The following is a 19,199-nucleotide window of genomic DNA, read 5'->3' as shown; positions in this document are numbered from 1 at the left end:
TGCACTGATGCGCAACGACGCCTTCAGTGCCCGATGATCGGCGTTTAGTACTCGGTCGATGCGAAGTTGATGCAACTGACCTCAACTGATGTCAGGTCCGCCACCTTGCCTTGACGATCAATTTCCCAAACGCCTGATTGAGTTTGCTGCGGCGACCAGGACGCGCACTTTGCGGCATCACATTTCTTTGTGGTCCATTTGGGTTTCAGTGCGGAAAAGATTGCCCGATTGAACTGGGTGTTTCTGTTTGCTTTGCCAATCGCGCAAAAGGTGCCGCCATCACCGGAGTCGCTGCCATTGTTGGCAACAAAATTGACGCCATAGGCATTGGGGAACGATTTGACATCGGTAATGACCCCCGAATTGTTTCTTACCACGAGAAACAGCTGATCGTTCTTCCATGCCTGATAAATTTCCCAGTTGGATTTATCATCGTGAACCGGAGTAAGGTAGAAATACTTCTTGCCGGATTTTGGCTTGAAACCATTCTTCCGTAACAGTTGTTCCAGATCGTCATAGGCCACTTTGACGCCAATCAGCCCCCGTCCTTCAGCGGTGGTTGCATTCTCCGCGGTGCTTGATGTCTGCTTGGTCGTCGCTGTTTGTGCTACCGGTGCATTCCGGCTCAACTCGAACGTGCCTGCACATTCCGCAACCGAGCCACGGATGCTGCTCGGGGCATTTGCGTCATTGGCTTTGCCGGTCAAAGACCAAAGTGGGCCATTCCCGCTCTGCCGTTGAGCAGGCACGATGCGCAGCGTGGCATCCTGCTCGAACTGGCCGTTGAAACTGTAACTGCTTGCAGCCGCGTTGCCCGTTTTTTGCGCCAGGTTACCGCTCAAACGCCCGCCTGCAGTTCCATTGATCGTGAGTGTGATCGGCGTGGTGGCGCCATCGCTGCATGTTGCCCGGCCATACCATTGCCCTGACAAGGGCTGGGAATTCTTCAGAAAGGCAACCAGCGGTTTACCATCAGGTTGTGCGCAGCCATTCAGGAACATACTGATCAGCATCGTGCCGATCAGCACCGGGCGAAATAAGGACATCGTTTACTCTCGGGATAGACGGGGGGATCCGCATTATATTCGTCAAGACTTTCTTTTCGTGTAATTGATGCTGGGGGCGATGTAGACGCGCAACGCTCTGGCTGAGCGGCGTTCTTTGCCGGTACAAGGCAATGACCCACGCGCGCTGCCATTGGCGCTACAACGATGACGGGATGATATTGCTTTGGCGATGCGGGGCTATTGATATTGCGGCATCGCTGGCCATGTCGTGGCATTGCTGCTAGCGCAGTGCGAAGCGTGGTGGCAAGCGCAGCGCGCTGCTGGCCAATGAGCATGCCGGATGCGTTTTGTTGGCGAGCTTGCCGTTAACCGCATGGCCCGATGCCCTTGCCGCCAAGGCGCCGGATGGCATCAGCGGCTTGATTGGGGTGGGTAATCTCTATCCATTGCAGATGCGCAAATGCCGGCGCTTGGCGCAGCGCGGAAAACTTGATCCGGTTGCTGGCAAATGTGGTGAAAGACCAGCGCAGCACGGAGGCGCTGGAAAAGAATGCCATACGCAGCGATTCTCGATTGCCATGGGGCAGCCGCTTGCGCATCAGGCCCTGGCTGATGGTACGCCAGAGAATGCGCGAGAATACGGTGCGGCGACCGTGATTGAGCCAGATGATATGGGTGGCGCGCGCCCAGAGCACATCGCGTACCGCGCTGTAGTTGCCATCGGCCACCCAACGCCCGCCGCTCGTGGCTACCAGTACGCTGCGTTCGAAATGTTCCTGCGGCACAGCCGTCCAGCCGGGGCCCCAATAGAGTTGATCGAGTTCGATGCATGGGCAATCCGCCGCACGTGCCAGCGCGGCTGCAAAGATTGATTTTCCTGATCCACTGGTGCCGACAACGACAAAACGCATGAGTCCGGAGCTTGTTGTTCGAGATCAATGTGCAAGGCCATTGCCGTGCCAGCCTGATGGTGATCGGCTGGCTGGCCGCTACGGTAGCGCATGCGCTTTGCCCCGTGCAATGGCCAGCATCCTGGCTTACTTTTTCCCTGTGCGCCGCACGCCCCAGGCCAGCCTCGCCAGCACCATGGGCACGTACAGCAGCATGACCACAGCCAATAGCGGAGCCAGCAGCAACATGCCCATCGCGCCAATGCGGGTCAGCATGCTGGTCTGCTTGCTGACCTGCTTGATGCTGCGGGCGCTTTGCGGCAACAGGCTTTCGCCTTCTTCCCCCAGCAAATCGGCATCCAGCGTCTGCGCCATGGGCTGCAATTGCTGCAGGAACGAATCCGCCGCCGTGCCGCGCATATCGTCCGTCCACAAATGATCCGGCGCGACCTGGATCAGGCGCAGTGTGCCGGCCTGGTCGCGCCACGCCAGCTGGCCATCCGCATGATGGCGCAATGCAGGGTGCCTGGCCAGCAGACGGTCGATATCTTCGGACTGCAGCGCAGGCTGGCCGGTCACGACATAGCTCATGGGGGATGACTGATGTTGACGGGAACGCGCCGCAGTAGTGGATTGCGATGGCGGCGTAACAGGAATACGGGCACAAAAAAGCAACGGCATGGCTGCCTGCTTGCCAACGGCTATTTGCCTCAGCGTTGATGCTTACCTAGCCGATGGCCACCATCGGTTGCCACTGGCTTGGGGCAGAGTTCAAGCGCCTGCTTGGAGCGTCCTCGCTGGTGCGCCCACGCTGCGCACAAGCGCCTTAGCAGGGCTAGCCATTTCAGCCCCATTGCGAAGCCGGGAAGGGATGACCTGCACTATCGGGCAGCCGCTGCGCCCGGTTTCAACCAAGCTAGGCAGCCGTAGCTGCAAGTCCCGCGATCAGCCTACCTTGATCTTTTGGGCCGGCTGCTGTGCCTTGTAGGCATTGCGTTCCGCCTCGATGCGGTCCAGCGCGGTTTTCAGGTCCTTGACGGCGGCGCTTTGCGTTGCCGCATCGCGCACGCGGGCGCTGGCGCCTTCATCCGAGCGCGAGCGCGAAGGCAGCTCCTTGACCACGCTACCGTCACTGCGAAGGATTTTTACAGCCATGACACACTTCTCCTTAACGTCCGACCGAAATCAGCCGCTTCAAAAAAATCCAGCGCATGCTTGCGTACATCACCGGCAAAGTCGGCAAGCAATGCTTCATCGGCAAAGCGGATTTCCGAATCGATGATTGCAACTACTGCCAGATTAGCAGATTGCGCCTCATCGGCTGCCGGATCAAGCAGGGGAATGGGCACAAATACCATCCACGCGCTGTCTGCATAGATCTTGGCATTATCCGGCGGATCATCCACGGCGAAGACCGACAGGTTGGCCTGCCCGCCGGGGCCGTCCTGCCACGCCTCGCCCGCGGCCGATCGCACCAGTGCCACCCGTTTGCGCCGCGCAGACAATGCATGCCCGGCTTCGTACGCCACGGTGAACGATTGCAGATCAGCCGGCTTCTGGATCAGCAGCGACAACCGGAAGCACCGCGGATTGCCGCCTTGCCCCAGCCCCGCATAACTGCCAGCCAGCTGCGCGCCGACAGAGCGCAGCATGTCATCCATCGCCCCTCGTATGAGTTGCGGAATCTCGGTTAGTTCGCGTTGCAGGATGGGCAGTGCCTTTTTGGCCGCGTTGCCGGCATTGGCGCTGAAGCGGTCGAAACTGGCATTGAAATCCAGCAGGCCGATATCGCAATCGAGCGGGATATGGATCATGCGCTCGATGCCACGGAAATGGATCTGCGGCGGCCCGGCCACGATGGCGTTCACCGCAGCCAGCAGCCAGTGTTTTTCATCCGCACCGGTTTCCGGTGCCGGCATCAGGCCGAAGGCCACCGTGACCGCTTGCGGATCGAGCGCGCGCTCTTCATCGAAGGTCCACGCCGGCAGGTTGGACATCAGCCCGCCATCCAGAAAGCGCCGGGTGACCTTGCTGCCGGCCGCTTCGCCACGGCGGCTGAAATCGAACGACCAGATGCGGAAAATGAACGGCAGGCAGATCGATGCGGCCACCGCATCGGCAATCACCACATCGGGCGTGGTCTCGAAGGAAAACAGCTCCAGGCACTGATCGGTCACATCGGTGGCCACCAGCTTCAACGGCAGCCCGCGCCCCGAGTGATGCAGCGCGGCAAAGGTGACCTCCGGCGCCAGGCCCAGCTTTTGCACCAGCGCGGCATCGATCACATTGCGCACCGCCGTCAGCGGCGCCAGCCCCGTGTACACCCGCCACAGCAACCACGCCCCGCCCAATACCGCCAGCAGCAGCGCCACCAGCATCAGCCGTGGCGCCAGGCAGAAGAGGGCGATGAACGCCACCGCGGCCGCCGCCAGCGCTACCCCGCGCGCAGCCGGCGTGCCGATGCGCTGCAGCCCGCCGGCAATCCGCCCGCCCCATACCCGCAATACCTGGATCGCCCCCCAGCCGCGCCGGGTAAACAGGCTGGTGGGGTTTTCATACGCGCCGCCTGCCACATCCTGCAGGATATGCCGGCGCTGCCCGGCATCGAGCAGCTCTTGCGCGCTGTAGCCGGCCGCAATCAGCGCCGCGATGATCGCACCGGCCGACGTCCCCGCTACCCCGGCAATGCCCAGCCCCAGATCGTTGATTGCCGCCAGCCCGCCGATATGCGCTATTCCCCTGGCCCCGCCCCCCTGAAAGGCCAGGTACACCCGTTGTTTTTGTTCCACGTCGTTAACCTGTACTGCGATGGTCTGTTTGATCGGATTGGCCAGCGCGATGCCGGGCGTTTGCGGCCGGCCTTCTTGCAGGCCAGTACTGCTGCGGCCTTGTACCCCCGCCGGGGCAAACATGCCTGATCACGCTGGCTATGCAGCAGCCTGCTGCCGGCTACTGCCCACCACGCATTGCCGGCACACAATCAGCATGTGCGCGCCACCATACAGATGAATGATCCTGAACGGGCGCAGCTTGTCTGCCAGCGGCACCGCCAACGGATATTGCCGCCATTCATCCTGGGCCAGCATGCGGTATTCGTCTTTCACTGCCGTGATGCGCTGATCTGCCAGCCCGCTGCTGCAATCACTTGCCCCCAGCGCAAAGTGGACCACACCGGAAAACGTCGCCGTCCATTCCTCACCCTGCGCCAGCAAGCGCATGGTCAAGGTGCCGTTGTCGTCGCTGAATGCAAACCCTTGCCACTGCGCAAGCTGCAGTGTGGCCAGATTGCGGTCTTGTTCCATGCAGGTCTTCCTGTTCACTTTTGCATTGCAGGTGAGGGGCAACTGCGTGCATGTCCCGCGCTGCGGCGTGGGCAATGCGCCGGCTATGCCTGCTGTGCTTCAGGCTGCCACGATGCCACCCCGCACTGCTGGCAGACGATCAGCATGCAGGCATTGCCATAAATATCGATCACCCGGAATGGCTGTTGCGCCGCCTTGCCCGCCAGATCGGGGTAGGGATGCCGCTGCCATTCCGCTGTGGTCAGTGGCCGATATTCATCACTGACTTCGATCACATCGGGATCATGCAAGCCCCGCTCCAGATCACTGCTGCTCACCCCGAAATACACCAGCCCGGAAAATACCACCGTCAGTTCATCCCCCAATGCCAGAAAACGCATGGTCAGGTCGCTGCCGGATTGTTCGAACCCGAGCAGATAGCTGATGGAGAGGGTGGAGAGATCGAGATCGCGTGGCATGGTGCAGTGTCATTCCCATGATTTGAATCATGCCGTGCACGGTGCCCAGCTCACAATGCATTCAACCCCGCATCGCGCGGGCTTCGGATGGCATGGCTGATGTGGTCGATATCCTGCCCGTCCACGCCAGCTGTTTCGAAGGTGTTTTTCCATTCACGTACTACGGCGGCAATCTGCTCGATCAGGTCGATGGCTTGCGGGCGGGTCAGGCCGAACACGCCGTGCTGGGTCATCGCATTGGGAAGGGTAGCCAATCTGCCCTGATGGCCCACGCCAAGATGCAGATGGCGCGTTTTGGCATGGGTTGCAGCGGGCACCACGTCATACAGCGGCGATAACCGCCAGCCACCCGTCGCGCCATCCCATATGAAGCCATGGTTGCGCAGGTGATCGTCGTTGTTGTGCACCAGGATATTGAACACCATGCGGCCAAACAATTCTGCCAGATCTGCCTTGATGGTATCTGCCGCGCAATGGGTGGCGATTGCCTCGGCAATATCCGCGTAGCTGGTATTGGGTGAATCGCTTTCATGCCGTGCCAGCAAGGTCAATGCAGACAGGAAATGGCGGCGGCTATAGCCATCCCCTGCACGGATGCGGTCGAAGCGCTCGATCAGCATCACCGGGCGTTTTTCACCAATATCCTCCAGCCGCAGCGGCGGCACCTGCAGACCCGCCTCGCGTGCCAGCATCAGCGTGGCATATTCCACTTGCGGCATCGAGAACGCATCGCCGGGCATGGGAAACTTGGCCAGCCATTGGCGCTCGTCCGCCTCGATCACCGCCTTGGGGCGTGCGCCGCCCATGCTGGAGCCAGCATCGAAAATCTTTTCCAATCTGGCGGGGATGATTTCACCCGCCTCCACGCGCTCGGCGGCTTCTTTCAGGTAGCCAAGATCCAGCAACTGCGCCAGCTCGTTGACTGGTGCCGGGCTGGTCGGGTCATCGCGGAAATCCAGCGCGCCGGTACGGTTGGCGCCGCCATGCAGCAGGTAAACCGATTCGGCCAGCGGGTCAAGGCGCTGCAGCTTGTTCTCGATCAGCCGCCGCCCCCAGCGGTCTGGCGTTGCATCGCGGAATACGCCAAATTCCGGCAATGGCCCTTGCGGCGTGATGGGCGGCGCGCGCAGTACCGCCGGCCCGTCGCCCGGCAAAGCCAAAGTCAACGGATCAAGCGCCAGCCGGTTCTGCCGTTCTACATATTGCCGGCCATAGCCAAAGCTGGACTGCAACAGCTCGGCATCCTGCTCCAACAGCGTCAGCCGCCCGGCCGGGATGGCTGTCGTTGCCTGCTCCGGGTGGATGAAAACCACAAAGCCGGTGTTAGAAATCATAGTCATCCTTCACCTTTGCTTTGCGTATCCGTTTGCTGGCCTGCGCCGCACGCAATCCTTCACCCAGTGCATCCTGCGCCGGCGCCGCAGCGCCAATCACGGCATCAAGCAATTGCAGCTGGCACAGCGTATTGGCCCACGACGCCATCGACACGGAAGGATCGCCTGCCTCGATACGCTTGTAGGTGGCAGTGGACACCACCACGCGTGCTGCCGCTTCGGCAATGGTCCAGCCCCTGGCCTGGCGCGCGCTGCGGATATGCTGGCCGAGCGCAAGTAGCGGCGCAGCAACGGAGGGCAGCAGGGATGCGGTGGTAGATTTTTTCATGATGGATCATATATTAGCCTTTAACGTGCTTAGTGGCTAATATGTGATCCAATTTTGGTCATTCTACTGCTGGGGTGGCAATGGCCGCTTTGCGTTATTGTCGCTGATGCATGCGGCATTCAACGGGCCCACACACCCGCCATTCATCCTTACATCCCGCCCCCACGCCACACCACGCGTCCGATGATTTCCAGGTCCACGCCCGGCGGTACGGTAATGCTGGGGTAGCGCACCTTGTCCGGGTTGTCGCTGTGCAGCAGCACCATGCCGAACTGGCGCTGGATGCGCTTGATCACGGTTTCGCCGTCCTTCAGCAGTGCATACACCTGGCCATCGCGAGCCTGTTGCTGGCGGGTGTCGAGCAGCACCACGTCGCCGTCGTTGATGTTGTTGCTCATGCTGTCGCCGTCGGCGTAGATCACGCAGGCGTTGTTTTCGTCCAGGCCCAGGCGGGTCAGCCATTCGCGCTTGAACGCCAGGCCGCCGGATACCTCCACATGATCGTTCATGTAGCCGGTGCCGCAGGCGCCGCGCGTGCTGTATTGCGGGATCAGCGCGTATTCCGATTCGGCCGGGCTGCGCGGGAACACGGCAGCCGCCGCGCCCGATAGCTGATCGCCCCGGCCGGTTTCCAGCCACAGCGGGTTGGCGCCCAGTACGGCGGCAATGGCGTTCAGCCGGCGCGGCTGGGTGCGGATGCCCGCTTCCAGGTTGCCGATGGTGGACGTGGAAACGCCGGCCGCTGTTGCCAGCTCGGCCTGCGAGAGATTTTTTTCGATGCGCAAAGCGCGCACACGTTCGCCTATCGTAGTCATATCACGATCGTAGTATAAATATTTGTCACAGTGGTGATTGATTTTTGTGTCACGTTCGTGTTTAATGTGGGTATGAACTCGCGTTTCGCCCTCACACCGGCAAAAACCGCCAGCTGTCGCAGCCTGCTACAGCATGGTTTGCCGGGGCAAAGCAAGGCGGCCGCATCTGTTCCCTTTTGCTTTCCATTCCATTTTGAGGTTACCCATGTCCCATTTCAATCTGCACCCCCGAAGTCCGCGCAAGGCCTTGGCCGGCGCCCATGCCGCTGCATTGTTTTCCGGTGCCGCGTGCGCTGGCGTTTCCAGCCGAGAGCCGCATGAAACCAGCACTGGTGGGGCAAAAGGCGTGGCCGGCACACCGCGCGCCGCCACGCTGTTTGCGGCACCGGGCTGGTCTGCACTGGTCATCAACGCCACTGGCAAGGGCCGGCCACTGCCGGCGCTGCCCACGCTGGATCAGGGGCGCTTTGCGCCGCCGCCGGTTGCGGGGCTGGAGGCACTGGCCGACACCGGTCTTCGTACGTCTGTTATTAACACGTTCGTGTGTAATGTCAAGCATGTTAACGATTTTTCTTGCGAAGTGGATACCAAAAACGTGATCGGCATGACCCACGGCAGCGTGACGGTCTACGGCCATAACGTGATGGACGTGATAGCCGTGCCACCTGCAGTGCCGCCATCCGGCCCGCGCACATGGCTGGCCGCTGCGGGCCGGGCGCTGTGCTGGCTGCTGGCGGCGGATGCGCGCCTGCCCGCCATGCCGCGCTGGTTGCTGGCCGCGCTGTGCGCGCAATACCCCGGCCCCGGCAGTGCGTGGCTGGTCACGCGCGGCTGGCAACCGCCATGCAGCCAGCGCCGCCGTGATTACGGCCGCGCGCACTGATTGCCCGCACGCGCTTCCCGCCAGCAACCGCCACATCCCCGAATCTGGAGCAACGATGAACGCAATTCCCCGCCTTGCCGCCACTGCCGTCCTGAACCCCATGCTGGCCGGCCCCCTGCCGCAGTGGCAGGCCGGCTTCGTGGCCATTCCCAACGGTGTGATGGATGCCTTGCTGGCCGCTGGCCTGGCAGGCCGCCAGCTCAAGCTGGCGCTGGCCATCACGCGCAAGACCTATGGTTTCTGCAAGGAGACGGATGACATCACCATCACCCAGCTGGCCGCGCTGGCGGGCATCCACCGGCCGGATGCCAGCAAGGTATTCCAGTCGCTGCTGGACATGCACATCATCACCGCACGCAAGGGGCGGTTTGGCTACCTGGTGGGCTTCAACGCCCCTGCCGACTGGCGGCTGGCTGGCCTGGCCAATGCGGCGGTTGCGGGCACCACGGCCGTAGCAAAACCCGACAGCCAGGTGTTGCAAAGCGCTACACACAACAAACAATCCCAACAAACCATTGAGGAAGCTAACGCTTCCTTGGCTACCGCAGCAGCCGCAATGCAGCCAGCCCCGGATGAAACGGGCGCTACCAGCCAGCACGGCGTGGATGCCAGCACCAGCCTGCCGGCGGGTGATGCACCGGGCGAAGGCGATGCCAGCGCAGATGCCGCCCTCGATGCGCTGCTGGATGCCATGGCCGATACCGCCAGCACGCCGCGCAGTGGCAAGGCCGCCAGGCTGCGCATTGCAGCCCCGGCGCATGCCAGCTGCCCGCAGCGCGAGATCATTGCGCTGTATCACGAGCTGCTGCCGGCCTGCCCGCAAGTGCTGGTGTGGCATCAGGTACGTGCCCGTCTGCTGCGTGCCCGCTGGAACGAAAACCTGAAAGCCGGCCGCTACAGCGGCAAGGCCGATGGCCTGCGCTTCTGGCGCCGCTACTTCGGCTACGTGGCGCAATCGGCATTCCTGGTGGGCAACAGCAACAGCGTGGCTGGCAAGCCGCCCTTCATGGCCGATCTGGAATGGCTGCTGCGGCCGGGCAACTTTGCCAAGGTGGTGGAAGGGCGCTACCACGGCGGTGCGCAATGAACCCCCGCCTGCAGGCAGAGGCTGCCTATCTGGGCTGCGTGCTGCGCGATGCCACATTGCTGGATGCCCACGCGGTGCCGCAGGCCCGCTTCAGCGATGCGCACCGCGCGGTGTACAGCGCGCTGCTGCGGCTGGTGGCGGCCGGCATCACGCCCAGCCTGATCGACGTGTACGAAACGCTGGCTGCCGAGAACACCACCGTGCCGCTGGCCGAGATGGGCGATCTGTATCGCAACCCGGGTGCCGCTGCCAACATCGCGCTGTATGCGCAGCGCGTGATCGATCACGGCAAGCGCGCGCAACTGGCGGATATCGGCCACGCCATTGCCCACGCCGCAGCAGCGCTGGCCTGCCCGGAGGCCGCGCACGAACACGCCATCGGCCTGCTGGCCGAGCTGGATGCCGGCAGCGCGCAAGACTGGGTGCAGGTCAAAAGCCTGCTGCATGGCGGTGTGGCGGAGATCGACCGCCGTTATCGGGCCGACGGTGCCATTCCCGGCGTGCCGGTGGGGCTGGCGGATTTCGACGAGCTGACCGGCGGGCTGCAGGCGGGTGATCTGGTCATCGTGGCCGGTCGCCCGGCCATGGGCAAGACTGCCTTTGCCATGCACTGCGCGCAGGCTGTCGCCGCCAACCGCATGGTGGCGCTGTTCTGCCTGGAAATGGGCGAGCAGCAAACCGCCATGCGCACGCTGGCCACGCAATCGGGCATCAACATGAAGGCGCTGCAGCGCGGCCGGCTGGATGACGCCGACTGGGCGCAACTGGCCAACGGCGTGGAGCGCGCGGCCGATCTGCAGATGGTGTTCGATTTCCACAGCAACCCCAGCCTGGCGCGCATTGCCGGCAAGTGCCGCAAGCTCAAGCGCCAGCATGGATTGGGCTTGGTGGTGGTGGATTACCTGCAACTGATGAGTGATGACGGCAGCGAGAACCGCACGCAAGAGATCAGCCGCATCAGCCGTGGCCTGAAGGCCATTGCCAAGGATCTGCAGGTGCCGGTGATTGCGCTGTCGCAGCTCTCCCGCAAGGTGGAAGAGCGCGGCGACAAGCGCCCGCTGATGAGCGACCTGCGTGAATCCGGCGCCATCGAGCAAGACGCCGACCTGATCGTGTTCATGTACCGCCCCGGCTATTACGACCGCGCGCAATCGCAGCACTACGCCATGGCCATCGTCGGCAAAAGCCGCCAGGGCGAAACCGGCGATGTGCCGCTGTTTTGCGACATGAGCACACAACGCTTTGCCAACTGGGCGGCAGACCTGCCCACCACCACCCCACCCAACCGCGCCCGCAACCATTTCAGCTGGCAAGACCAGGAGGCCTGAATGAGCATCGATCAAACCACCCAAGCCCACGCTACAAACGCTGTGGCGATCGGCAACCCGGACGCTCACATGCCGGAGCAAGGCCTGCCGGCAGTGGGCACGCAGCAAGCTGCCAGCGCCGTGCAAGATGACCCTGCGCTGGCAGCCGCCTGCGCCAGCGGGTGCGGCGCAGCAGCGCCGACCGCTGAATGCATGGCGATCAAGCGCAAGGTAGCCGATTTGCAGGCAGTTACATCCCAGGCAACTGCCGCGCCGGCCGGCGGCGTCCCGGCGGCGGGCGTTCCGGCAGCTGTCTTCGCAGCAAACCGCGACGCGGACGACGGCGATTTCAGTGCCTACCTGTGGCTGGCCGTGGGCCGCAGCGGCCACTTCCAGTGGGCATTCGCCCCGCATGAACAAGCCGGCACCGTGGCGCGCTACGGCCGCATCGCGCTGGGGGAAGATTACCTGGGCGTATGGCCGTTGCCGGGCGAGGCCAGCTTTCTGCCGCACGCGCAGGCACAAACGCTGGTGGCCGAATTGCGCGCGCTGATGCTGGCGGGGCTGACCTTGCCGGCGCACCCCAACCCGCCGGACGGCGGGGAGGGGTTTGGGGTGGGGTGCGCGGCGGATGCCGGCGCTGTTGCCACCCAGCCGCAAGTGGCAGACCCAAACACATATATAGATAAGTGCCCGGCATCCGCCATCGGTTACGCGGCGGGCGATGCGGTAGCCCACAGCACAGCCAGTGCCGTGCCCCAGGTGCTGACGCTGGCCGAGCTGAGCACCGCGCTGACCCTGGCGCGGCTGGGTGATGCCGATATCGATGCACTGGCACTCGCCTATCAGCGCCAGCAAGCGCTGCCGTTGGCGGCCTTGGGCTGCCTGTTGCGGCCTGCAGCAACGTTGGCAAAAGCGACAGCGGATGAAGCGTCGACGGTAGCGGCTGATCACTGCGCCAGCAACACCGCTACCGATCCGCACATGGGTGATGCCCCGGCCGGCACGACCGGGCTGATCGCCGCCGCGATGCCGGCGCGTGCATGTGGCTGCCCGCCCTACAACCGCCACATTGCCGCCTTGCTGCAGCCGCCACCCTGCGCAATCTGCCAGGCGGTGCCAACGGGGAATGCGCATGCACCCGCGCCAGCACACGCTGAAGACGAAGTGGATCTGGATCTGGATCTGGATCTGGATCTGGATCTGGATCTGGATCTGGATCTGGATCTGGATTGGGGCGAGGGCGAGGGCGAGGGCGAGGGCGAAGAAGCCGCCCGCGGCATGGCGCTGCCGCGCGACATGGACATGGGCATGGACGCCAGCACGCTCAATCAACGGATCGCCACCCAGCCAGCCGTTGCCGGCACAGCCGCGCCGCAATGCATGGCCGCGGCCGATCTGCACAACGGGGCCGCGTAATGAGCAATGTGCAAACCCCGCTCTTCACCATGGACCAGGCCACACCCGCGCGGCGTGGTCGTGGCCGCCCGCCGGCCAATATCGACTGGATAGCGCTGCAGGCGGATTACGCGGCTGGCCTGTGCAGCGTGCGCAAGTTGGCCGCGCAGTACGGCATCAGCGAGGCAGCGGTCCGCAACAACGCCATTCGCCACGGCTGGCTACGCGTGGCAACGCCGGCGCGCGGCAACGCGGGTTCGGTCGCTGCCAACGATACACTGCGCCAACTGGCGCATGCGGCAACGCTGGCCGGTATGGTCAGCCAGCGTTGCCCCAAGGCGCTGGTCGATTCTGTATCTGCATTGCCGGCCGCAGAGGGTTTGGCGGATGCAGCGGATGCAAGCGCGGCCGATATCGCACCGTGGCTGGCATTGCCGCCGGCGCTATCCATGCCGGGCGCCACGCGGGCTGCCACCCAAGGCAATGCCGCCGTTGCGGCAGATGCAGGCAGCGCATCGCCCGTGGCCAACCCGCCTGCCGCCAGCGGCAATCCGCCCCTTGTCGCCAGCAACCCGCCCGCCAGCAACGTGCCCGCCAGCGATGAAGACAGCGAAGACACCCAGCGCGCGCTGCGCATCAGCCGCCATGTGCTGATCGGGCTGGAAAAGGCGGCGACAGCCGGCGAGCTGGACCCGCGCGACGCCAAGATCATGATCGATACCGCGCAAAAGGCCATCGAAACCATCCGCCGCCTGCGCGGGCTGGATGAAGCCCCCGCCGGCGGCAGCCTGTACAGCGAGCAGGAATCCGAAACGCTGGCCGCCCATGTACTGGCCGAACTGGAGCGCAGCCATGCCGATACGGATTGAAACGCTGGCGCGGCAAAACCTGCTGGCCTACGCCAAGTACCAGTGGCCGGGCTACGCCATTGCACGCCACCACCGGCTGATGGCCGAGCGGTTGCAGGCGGTGGCGGACGGGCGCTGCAAGCGGCTGATGATCTTCATGCCGCCGCGCCACGGCAAAAGCATGCTGGCCAGCGAGTTCTTCCCGGCGTGGTACCTGGGCCGCCACCCGGATCGCTACATCATCCACGCCACCTACGCGCAGGAGCTGGCCGATGATTTTGGCCGCAAGGTACGCAACCAGCTGGCCGAGCCCACCTTCGGCGCGGTGTTCGGCAATGTGGGCGTGCGGCGCGATTCCACCTCGGCGCGGCGTTTCCATACCGGGCAGGGCGGCGTGTATTACGCGGTGGGCGTGGGCGGCCCGATGACCGGGCGCGGCGCACACCTGATGCTGATCGACGATCCGCTCAAGGGCCGTGAAGATGCCGACAGCGATACCGTGCGCCGCAAGCTCAAGGATTGGTATGCGGCAGTGGCGTATACGCGGCTGATGAGCGATGGCGCCATCGTGGTGATCCAGACCCGCTGGCACGAGGACGACCTGGCCGGCTGGCTGCAGGGCGAGCACGCGCACGAAGGCTGGGAGGTGCTGTGCCTGCCCGCCATCAACACGGCAGGCAAACCACTATGGCCGCAGAAGTTTCCACTGCCGGTGCTGCAGCAGATCGAGCGCACGCTGGGCAGCCGCGAGTGGGAAGCGCTGTACCAGCAACGCCCGGCACCGCTGGAAGGCGGGCTGATCAAGCTGCGCTGGTTCGGCCGCTACGACGTCACGCCCACCCACTTCGACATGGTGGTGTGCAGCTGGGATACCGCCCAGAAAGTGGCGCAGCACAACGACCCCAGCGTGGGCACGGTGTGGGGCGTGGCCGATGGCCGCTACTGGCTGCTGGACGTGATCCGCAAGCGCGTGGATTACCCGGCGCTGCGCCAGGAAGTGAAGCAAGCCGCCACCCGGCACCATGCCAGCGCGGTGCTGATCGAGGACAAGGCCAGCGGCGTGAGCCTGGCGCAGGAACTGAAGCGCGAGCACGTGCCGGTGATCGCCATCGCCCCGCATGGCGACAAGCAAAGCCGCATGTTGCGCGCATCGCCATTGATCGAGGCCGGCAAGGTCATGCTGCCGCGCCGCGCGCTGTGGCTGGGCGAGTTCGAGCGCGAATGCGCTGGCTTTCCCAACAGCAAGCACGACGACCAGGTGGACAGCATGAGCCAGTTCCTGAACTGGGCATTCGAGCGCGGCCCGCGCCCGCATGCCAGCCGCCAGTTGGCGCGCACCAGCACCGTGGGGGATCGCTATGCCGGCTACTGAAAACGCAATCGCCACGGCGGATGGCGTGGGGAAGGGAGCGGGCACTGCGGCTCCGTTGTATCCGCAAGGCTGCGCACGGCCGGTTGGCCAAAGGCGCGGACCACCCGGGACTGCGGCACAAGCCGCCGCCAGCCCCATCAACTCTGGTGCCGGATAGCCGCATCGCCCGGACCACACACGCACTACCGCAGCAACCAACCCGATATGAACGATACGGCACCACCCAGGAGCAAACGATGAACACCGCAACCCATTCCGCCAACACCATCCGCCACACCGCCCCGCACTTGGCGCAAGCCATCGCCCGCCAGGCACAGCCGGTGCGCTTCCTCACCGCCACCAGCCTTGCCGCATGGGCGGTGCGCGTGGGCGGCGTCAAGATCATCCACAGCCGCTACGCGCCGGACAGCATGCCGCGGCTGGCAGATGAAAACCTGCTGGCGGGTAGCGTGCTGCGCACGCTCGATCAACTGCCGCCGCTGCAGAAACTGGTGATCTGGGCCGCGCTGGCCGGCCGCGTGGGCGATCGCAACCAGCTGGCGCGGCTGCTGCCGGACCGCTGGCCAGCCCGCAAAACCCGCAGCGCGGCGGCAGCAGGCGAGGGGGGCGAACCCGCTGCGGACCGTGGCGTAATCCCCGTGCGGCTGCGCGCCGCCATCGTCGATGAATGGATCGGCATGCAAAGCGTGCGCACCCGCCAGTGGAAAACCACCGTCAGCGGCAGCCACATGCGCATCCAGCGCCACAAGCTGCGCACCATGGCCGCGCTGGACGATGCGCTGCAGCAGGCGCTGTACACCGTGCAGCAAGCGCACGCAGCGCGCATCACCCATTGCATGGCTGCGCCAGTGGCGACTGCCCAACCGCTGGTGCTCAGCGCACAAGCCATGCCGCTTGCGGCGTGATGGATTACTTCAACCGGCAAGAGAGAGGGGCGGGGCTGCCGGGTGGCGGCCGCTCCGCACACCAGCGAGGCAACCTCATGCAGCGATGCCGCTTGAGTTGAGTTTCAGTTGAAATAAGTCGAACGCGGCCCTGCCCACAGGCTGGGCACATCCTTCGCTTTGGTGCCCGGCACCGGGTTGGGCTGGTAGGCGCGCTGTTCGCCGTTGGCCGTGCCCACGTTCGGGAACAGCAACTGCTGCGAGTAATCCAGCTTCATCAGTTCCACGGTACCGGTGGATTGCACGGTATAGCCTTGCCCCACGGCAACGTTGACGGGGGCGGGCAAGGTGCATTTGCGCAAGCCGTAACCTTGCGTTGGCGTGCAGCTCGATTGTGCACCGTTGCTGGTGTTGCGCAGTGTCAGCGTGCCTACATTGCTGCCCGATGCGGTAAAGCCACCCACCTCGGTCAGCGTGCGGGCGTAGCGCGCGTTCGGGTAGGCCACGGTGCAGCCCACGCAATCGGCGCTATATGCGTAATACGCCTGCCCGGCCAGCATGGCGCCACTGGTCAGGCGGAAGCCATATTGCGGTAGCCGCGTGGCCGGGTGCGCCAGATCTCGGTCATTCATATAAGAGCGGTACTGGCCGTTGAACGAGCCGTATTGCCAGCTGCCCCCATTGTTGTCCGACCACGCTATGTGCTCGCGCGGATCCAGCGCCATCAGCGCGCCGCCGGCACTGCTGGCGAGTTCATTGCGGGCATGCGGGCCAGCCAGTGCGGTATCGGCCAGCGGCATGTTGAACGAGAAGAAGTTGCGGGCCGGATCGGTATGCGCGTTGCTCACGATCAGCGCATACATGCTGCCGCCCTGCAGCATGGCCGGGGTATTTACCCACGCCAGCACCGGCGTTTCGCCATTGATCTCTGCCTTGGCCTGGTTGTGGCGCGTGCAGGCATTGATGGTTTCGCTGGCAAGCACCGCGCCGGGCAAACCCGTGGCGGCATTGATCTGCACCAGGCTGCCGCGCAGCAGCCCGCCATCGCCAGCACCGTAGCCTGCCACATCAGGCTCGTCGCACTTGGCGCCGCGCAGCTTGAAGCCGAAATAGAAGCGGTCGATGCTGATGGTGCCTACCGGCACAAAGCGCAGCAGCGCGCGGTAGCTGGCGGATTTCAGCGGCGAATCGTTGACGTTCTCGATGCCGATGGGCAGCGCCAGCGCGCGCCCGCTGGCTGATGGCAGCGGGGTGGGGGTCGGCACTGCCGAAGGCGCTGGCGTGGGCGTCGGGCCGGCCGCGCCGCATGCACCGCCCGGCACCCAGGGTTTGCCGCTGCCGGCACTATCACTATTGGTGGCCGGGTTCTGGTTTTGCGTCCAGTACGCTGCGGTATAGTTCTGCCCGCCATCACTGACCATGGCCCCTGCCAGATACACCGTGCTGCTGCGCCATGGCGGATTGCATGCCACCGTCGTGGCTGTCGCGCCCAGCTCCACCACGGCCGGTGGCACCACGCCGGCTGCCGTGTTCGTCGCCGACGGCGAGCTGGGTGTTGCAGCATCGCTGCCACCCCCGCAGGCACTCAGGCCGGCAGCGCCCAATCCGGCCAGCAATACGCCCAGCAGCAGCTTTTTCATGACGTCATCCATCAGCATTGTTTTAGCGATGGCGTAATGTACGTTGATTTGAAAGCGCTTTCAAATTGAAGTGGCAAGATGGCGCTGAAGTGCTATGGGTGGGAGGAGGGGCGGATGATACGGCTTGGTGAACGGCTTGCAGGCATGCCGTGCGGCCACCCCATCAGCGCGGGCTTCACCGTTTGCGGGGTGGGGCAACGTATCGGGTTGATCAGGCAGGTGCAGGCAATGGTTGGCGCAATGGCCGCAGCAAGGACGAAAGTGTGTCTTGCTCAAGTCGTTAACCCGTCGCTACCCCAAGGCAACACAGGGTTTGCAGCATCAATGCGCTGCCGGCCGGGATGCAGCGCCACGGTGCTGCTGCGCCAGCGCCCGCCAATCCCGCTTCGGGTTGCAGCCCGATCTGCAGCGGCCGTTTCTCCATACCCGTGTACAGCGCCCATGGTGGCACCTTTGTGCTGCCACTCCATCCGCGCATTCCAGGCAGATCACCATGCCGCTGCGCAGTATGGCGCCCCGTAAAAGCGGATGGTGTGATGCGGGTTGAGGATGCAGGCGCTGAATATATCCCGCCGTTTGAAGCTGTATGGCTTGCAACTTCGTCAGCAATTGCTGCTTTTTCCCGGCGTTGAGGGTGAGTTGCTTAGACTGGAAGCTGACAATGACTTTGGCATATTTAAAGCTGAATGATCGGGTGGCCTTACCATCTTTGAAAATTAATTTGATCGTAAGTTAAGCGTCCGGTATAAAGCCGGGGGCGTATACCTTGCCCGCTTTCTGCCAAGGCAGGTGTTGCGCCCAGCGTTGACGCTGCCCGCATCCGCTCGCCAGTCAATCTACCCAGGTTCAAGCACCCATGCTGTCCACATTGTTCATGCCGATTCTGTCCCGCTTGTTCAGCCTGCTACCTGAGCGCGGGCGTTTGGTGCAGGCGGCACTGCTGAGCGGCGTGATGGCGCTGGCGCAGGCAGGGCAGGGGGCGCACTGGGAGGTCAAATCAACCAATACCGACGACCCATACCTCGGCCAGATCATCGGGTATACGCCGCCTGTTGCGTATTACGAGGTAGGCGGGTATGCGGGCTTGGTTCTCATGCAGACATTCCCGCCTCCCGGCAATACCGTACGTATTGATGGTGGCACAAATGGCGGCTCATCTATTTGGATGGGGGGATGGCTTGCGTATTACTACCCTCGTGGCATGACTGGCTACGTGGATTCGGTGGGGCATTCTTGGGAGGCTTCCTATGTTGGCAACTGCCCTACCGGCCAGTTCTTCGGCCCGGTCAGCCACCGCTGCCGCCCGATCTGCAGCGCAGGCAACTACCTGAGCAAAAGCTTCGGCGGCTGCCGCATCCGGGCGCAGTGTGCCCCCAATCAATCGTGCGATACCGAAGACGTCGATGACGACCAGGGCCAGCGTTGTCCTCTGACTGCCAACCCCGTCAACACCGCCACCGGCAACAAGTTCCAGACCGAGCCGGATCTGACCTGGGCACCCGGCCAGACCTTCACCCGTTATTACAACAGCGGCAGCCGCATCGACCTCGGCCTGGGGCTGGGCTGGCGCCACAGCTTCAGCCGCCGCATCATCCCCTCCACCGACATGGCCCCGGTCATCGCGGCGCAAGTCCCCGATATCGCCC

Annotated in this window: 19 protein-coding genes; 8 read left to right on the top strand and 11 right to left on the bottom strand. The window is 63.7% G+C overall.

Going from position 1 to position 19,199, the window contains the following annotated elements; all coding sequences use genetic code 11:
• Nucleotides 1-44 precede the first annotated feature (44 nt).
• From IGB42_RS20945 to IGB42_RS20900, 10 genes are all read right to left on the bottom strand, one after another.
• Nucleotides 45-1,046, bottom strand: a complete 1,002-nt coding sequence (locus IGB42_RS20945; RefSeq protein WP_159675403.1) for a hypothetical protein — start codon at nt 1,044-1,046, stop codon at nt 45-47.
• 326 nt (nt 1,047-1,372) lie between these two features.
• Nucleotides 1,373-1,918, bottom strand: a complete 546-nt coding sequence (locus IGB42_RS20940) for a toxin (RefSeq protein WP_159675401.1) — start codon at nt 1,916-1,918, stop codon at nt 1,373-1,375.
• A gap of 126 nt (nt 1,919-2,044) precedes the next feature.
• Entirely contained in the window at nt 2,045-2,488 is a 444-nt protein-coding gene (locus IGB42_RS20935; RefSeq protein WP_159675399.1) for a hypothetical protein, read from the bottom strand.
• Between the two features lie 354 nt (nt 2,489-2,842).
• Nucleotides 2,843-3,052, bottom strand: a complete 210-nt coding sequence (locus IGB42_RS20930) for a hypothetical protein (RefSeq protein ID WP_159675397.1) — start codon at nt 3,050-3,052, stop codon at nt 2,843-2,845.
• Nucleotides 3,043-4,809, bottom strand: coding sequence for a patatin-like phospholipase family protein (locus IGB42_RS20925; RefSeq protein ID WP_159675395.1), 1,767 nt, complete (start codon nt 4,807-4,809; stop codon nt 3,043-3,045). Before IGB42_RS20925 ends, IGB42_RS20930 begins: the two co-directional genes overlap by 10 nt.
• Nucleotides 4,810-4,824: 15 nt before the next feature.
• Nucleotides 4,825-5,199, bottom strand: a complete 375-nt coding sequence (locus tag IGB42_RS20920) for a hypothetical protein (RefSeq protein WP_159675393.1) — start codon at nt 5,197-5,199, stop codon at nt 4,825-4,827.
• A gap of 83 nt (nt 5,200-5,282) precedes the next feature.
• Nucleotides 5,283-5,657: a hypothetical protein gene (locus tag IGB42_RS20915; protein ID WP_159675391.1), complete on the bottom strand. Its 375-nt coding sequence runs from the start codon at nt 5,655-5,657 to the stop codon at nt 5,283-5,285.
• 50 nt (nt 5,658-5,707) lie between these two features.
• Nucleotides 5,708-6,997, bottom strand: coding sequence for a type II toxin-antitoxin system HipA family toxin (locus IGB42_RS20910; protein WP_159675389.1), 1,290 nt, complete (start codon nt 6,995-6,997; stop codon nt 5,708-5,710).
• Nucleotides 6,981-7,319, bottom strand: a complete 339-nt coding sequence (locus IGB42_RS20905; protein WP_159675387.1) for a helix-turn-helix transcriptional regulator — start codon at nt 7,317-7,319, stop codon at nt 6,981-6,983. The genes IGB42_RS20910 and IGB42_RS20905 overlap by 17 nt, the downstream gene beginning before the upstream one ends.
• Before the next feature lie 149 nt (nt 7,320-7,468).
• A complete protein-coding gene (locus tag IGB42_RS20900) occupies nt 7,469-8,134 on the bottom strand; it encodes an XRE family transcriptional regulator (RefSeq protein ID WP_159675385.1) in 666 nt (221 codons plus the stop codon).
• 205 nt (nt 8,135-8,339) lie between these two features.
• Between IGB42_RS20900 and IGB42_RS20895 the strand changes: the two genes are divergently transcribed.
• The 7 genes from IGB42_RS20895 to IGB42_RS20865 all read left to right on the top strand — a co-directional run bounded on the left by IGB42_RS20895 (nt 8,340) and on the right by IGB42_RS20865 (nt 15,934).
• The gene (locus IGB42_RS20895) at nt 8,340-9,017 is read left to right on the top strand and encodes a hypothetical protein (RefSeq protein WP_159675383.1); all 678 of its coding nucleotides are present in this window, start codon (nt 8,340-8,342) and stop codon (nt 9,015-9,017) included.
• Nucleotides 9,018-9,072: 55 nt separating this feature from the next.
• Nucleotides 9,073-10,104 (top strand): replication protein, encoded by a 1,032-nt coding sequence (locus tag IGB42_RS20890; RefSeq protein WP_159675381.1) that lies wholly within the window; start codon nt 9,073-9,075, stop codon nt 10,102-10,104.
• Nucleotides 10,101-11,432 (top strand): replicative DNA helicase, encoded by a 1,332-nt coding sequence (locus tag IGB42_RS20885; protein WP_159675379.1) that lies wholly within the window; start codon nt 10,101-10,103, stop codon nt 11,430-11,432. The genes IGB42_RS20890 and IGB42_RS20885 overlap by 4 nt, the downstream gene beginning before the upstream one ends.
• Nucleotides 11,433-12,830 carry a hypothetical protein gene (locus IGB42_RS20880; protein ID WP_159675377.1) on the top strand — a complete coding sequence of 466 codons (1,398 nt, stop codon included), beginning with the start codon at nt 11,433-11,435 and terminating at the stop codon, nt 12,828-12,830. It begins immediately after the preceding gene.
• Entirely contained in the window at nt 12,830-13,678 is an 849-nt protein-coding gene (locus IGB42_RS20875) for a hypothetical protein (RefSeq protein ID WP_159675376.1), read from the top strand. Before IGB42_RS20880 ends, IGB42_RS20875 begins: the two co-directional genes overlap by 1 nt.
• Nucleotides 13,662-15,029, top strand: a complete 1,368-nt coding sequence (terL, locus tag IGB42_RS20870; RefSeq protein ID WP_159675374.1) for a phage terminase large subunit — start codon at nt 13,662-13,664, stop codon at nt 15,027-15,029. Before IGB42_RS20875 ends, terL begins: the two co-directional genes overlap by 17 nt.
• A 236-nt stretch (nt 15,030-15,265) precedes the next feature.
• Nucleotides 15,266-15,934, top strand: coding sequence for a hypothetical protein (locus IGB42_RS20865; protein ID WP_159675372.1), 669 nt, complete (start codon nt 15,266-15,268; stop codon nt 15,932-15,934).
• 104 nt (nt 15,935-16,038) lie between these two features.
• Here IGB42_RS20865 and IGB42_RS20860 read toward each other — a convergent pair whose 3' ends face one another.
• Entirely contained in the window at nt 16,039-17,553 is a 1,515-nt protein-coding gene (locus tag IGB42_RS20860; protein WP_201800040.1) for a hypothetical protein, read from the bottom strand.
• Between the two features lie 892 nt (nt 17,554-18,445).
• Between IGB42_RS20860 and IGB42_RS20855 the strand changes: the two genes are divergently transcribed.
• Nucleotides 18,446-19,199, top strand: a 754-nt coding sequence (locus IGB42_RS20855; RefSeq protein ID WP_201800039.1) for a DUF6531 domain-containing protein, incomplete at its 3' end; no start/stop codon positions are given.

It is taken from the genome of Andreprevotia sp. IGB-42 (assembly GCF_009848685.1).
Taxonomy (GTDB): Bacteria; Pseudomonadota; Gammaproteobacteria; order Burkholderiales; family Chitinibacteraceae; genus Andreprevotia.
This window is presented reverse-complemented; position numbering and strand designations above follow the sequence as displayed.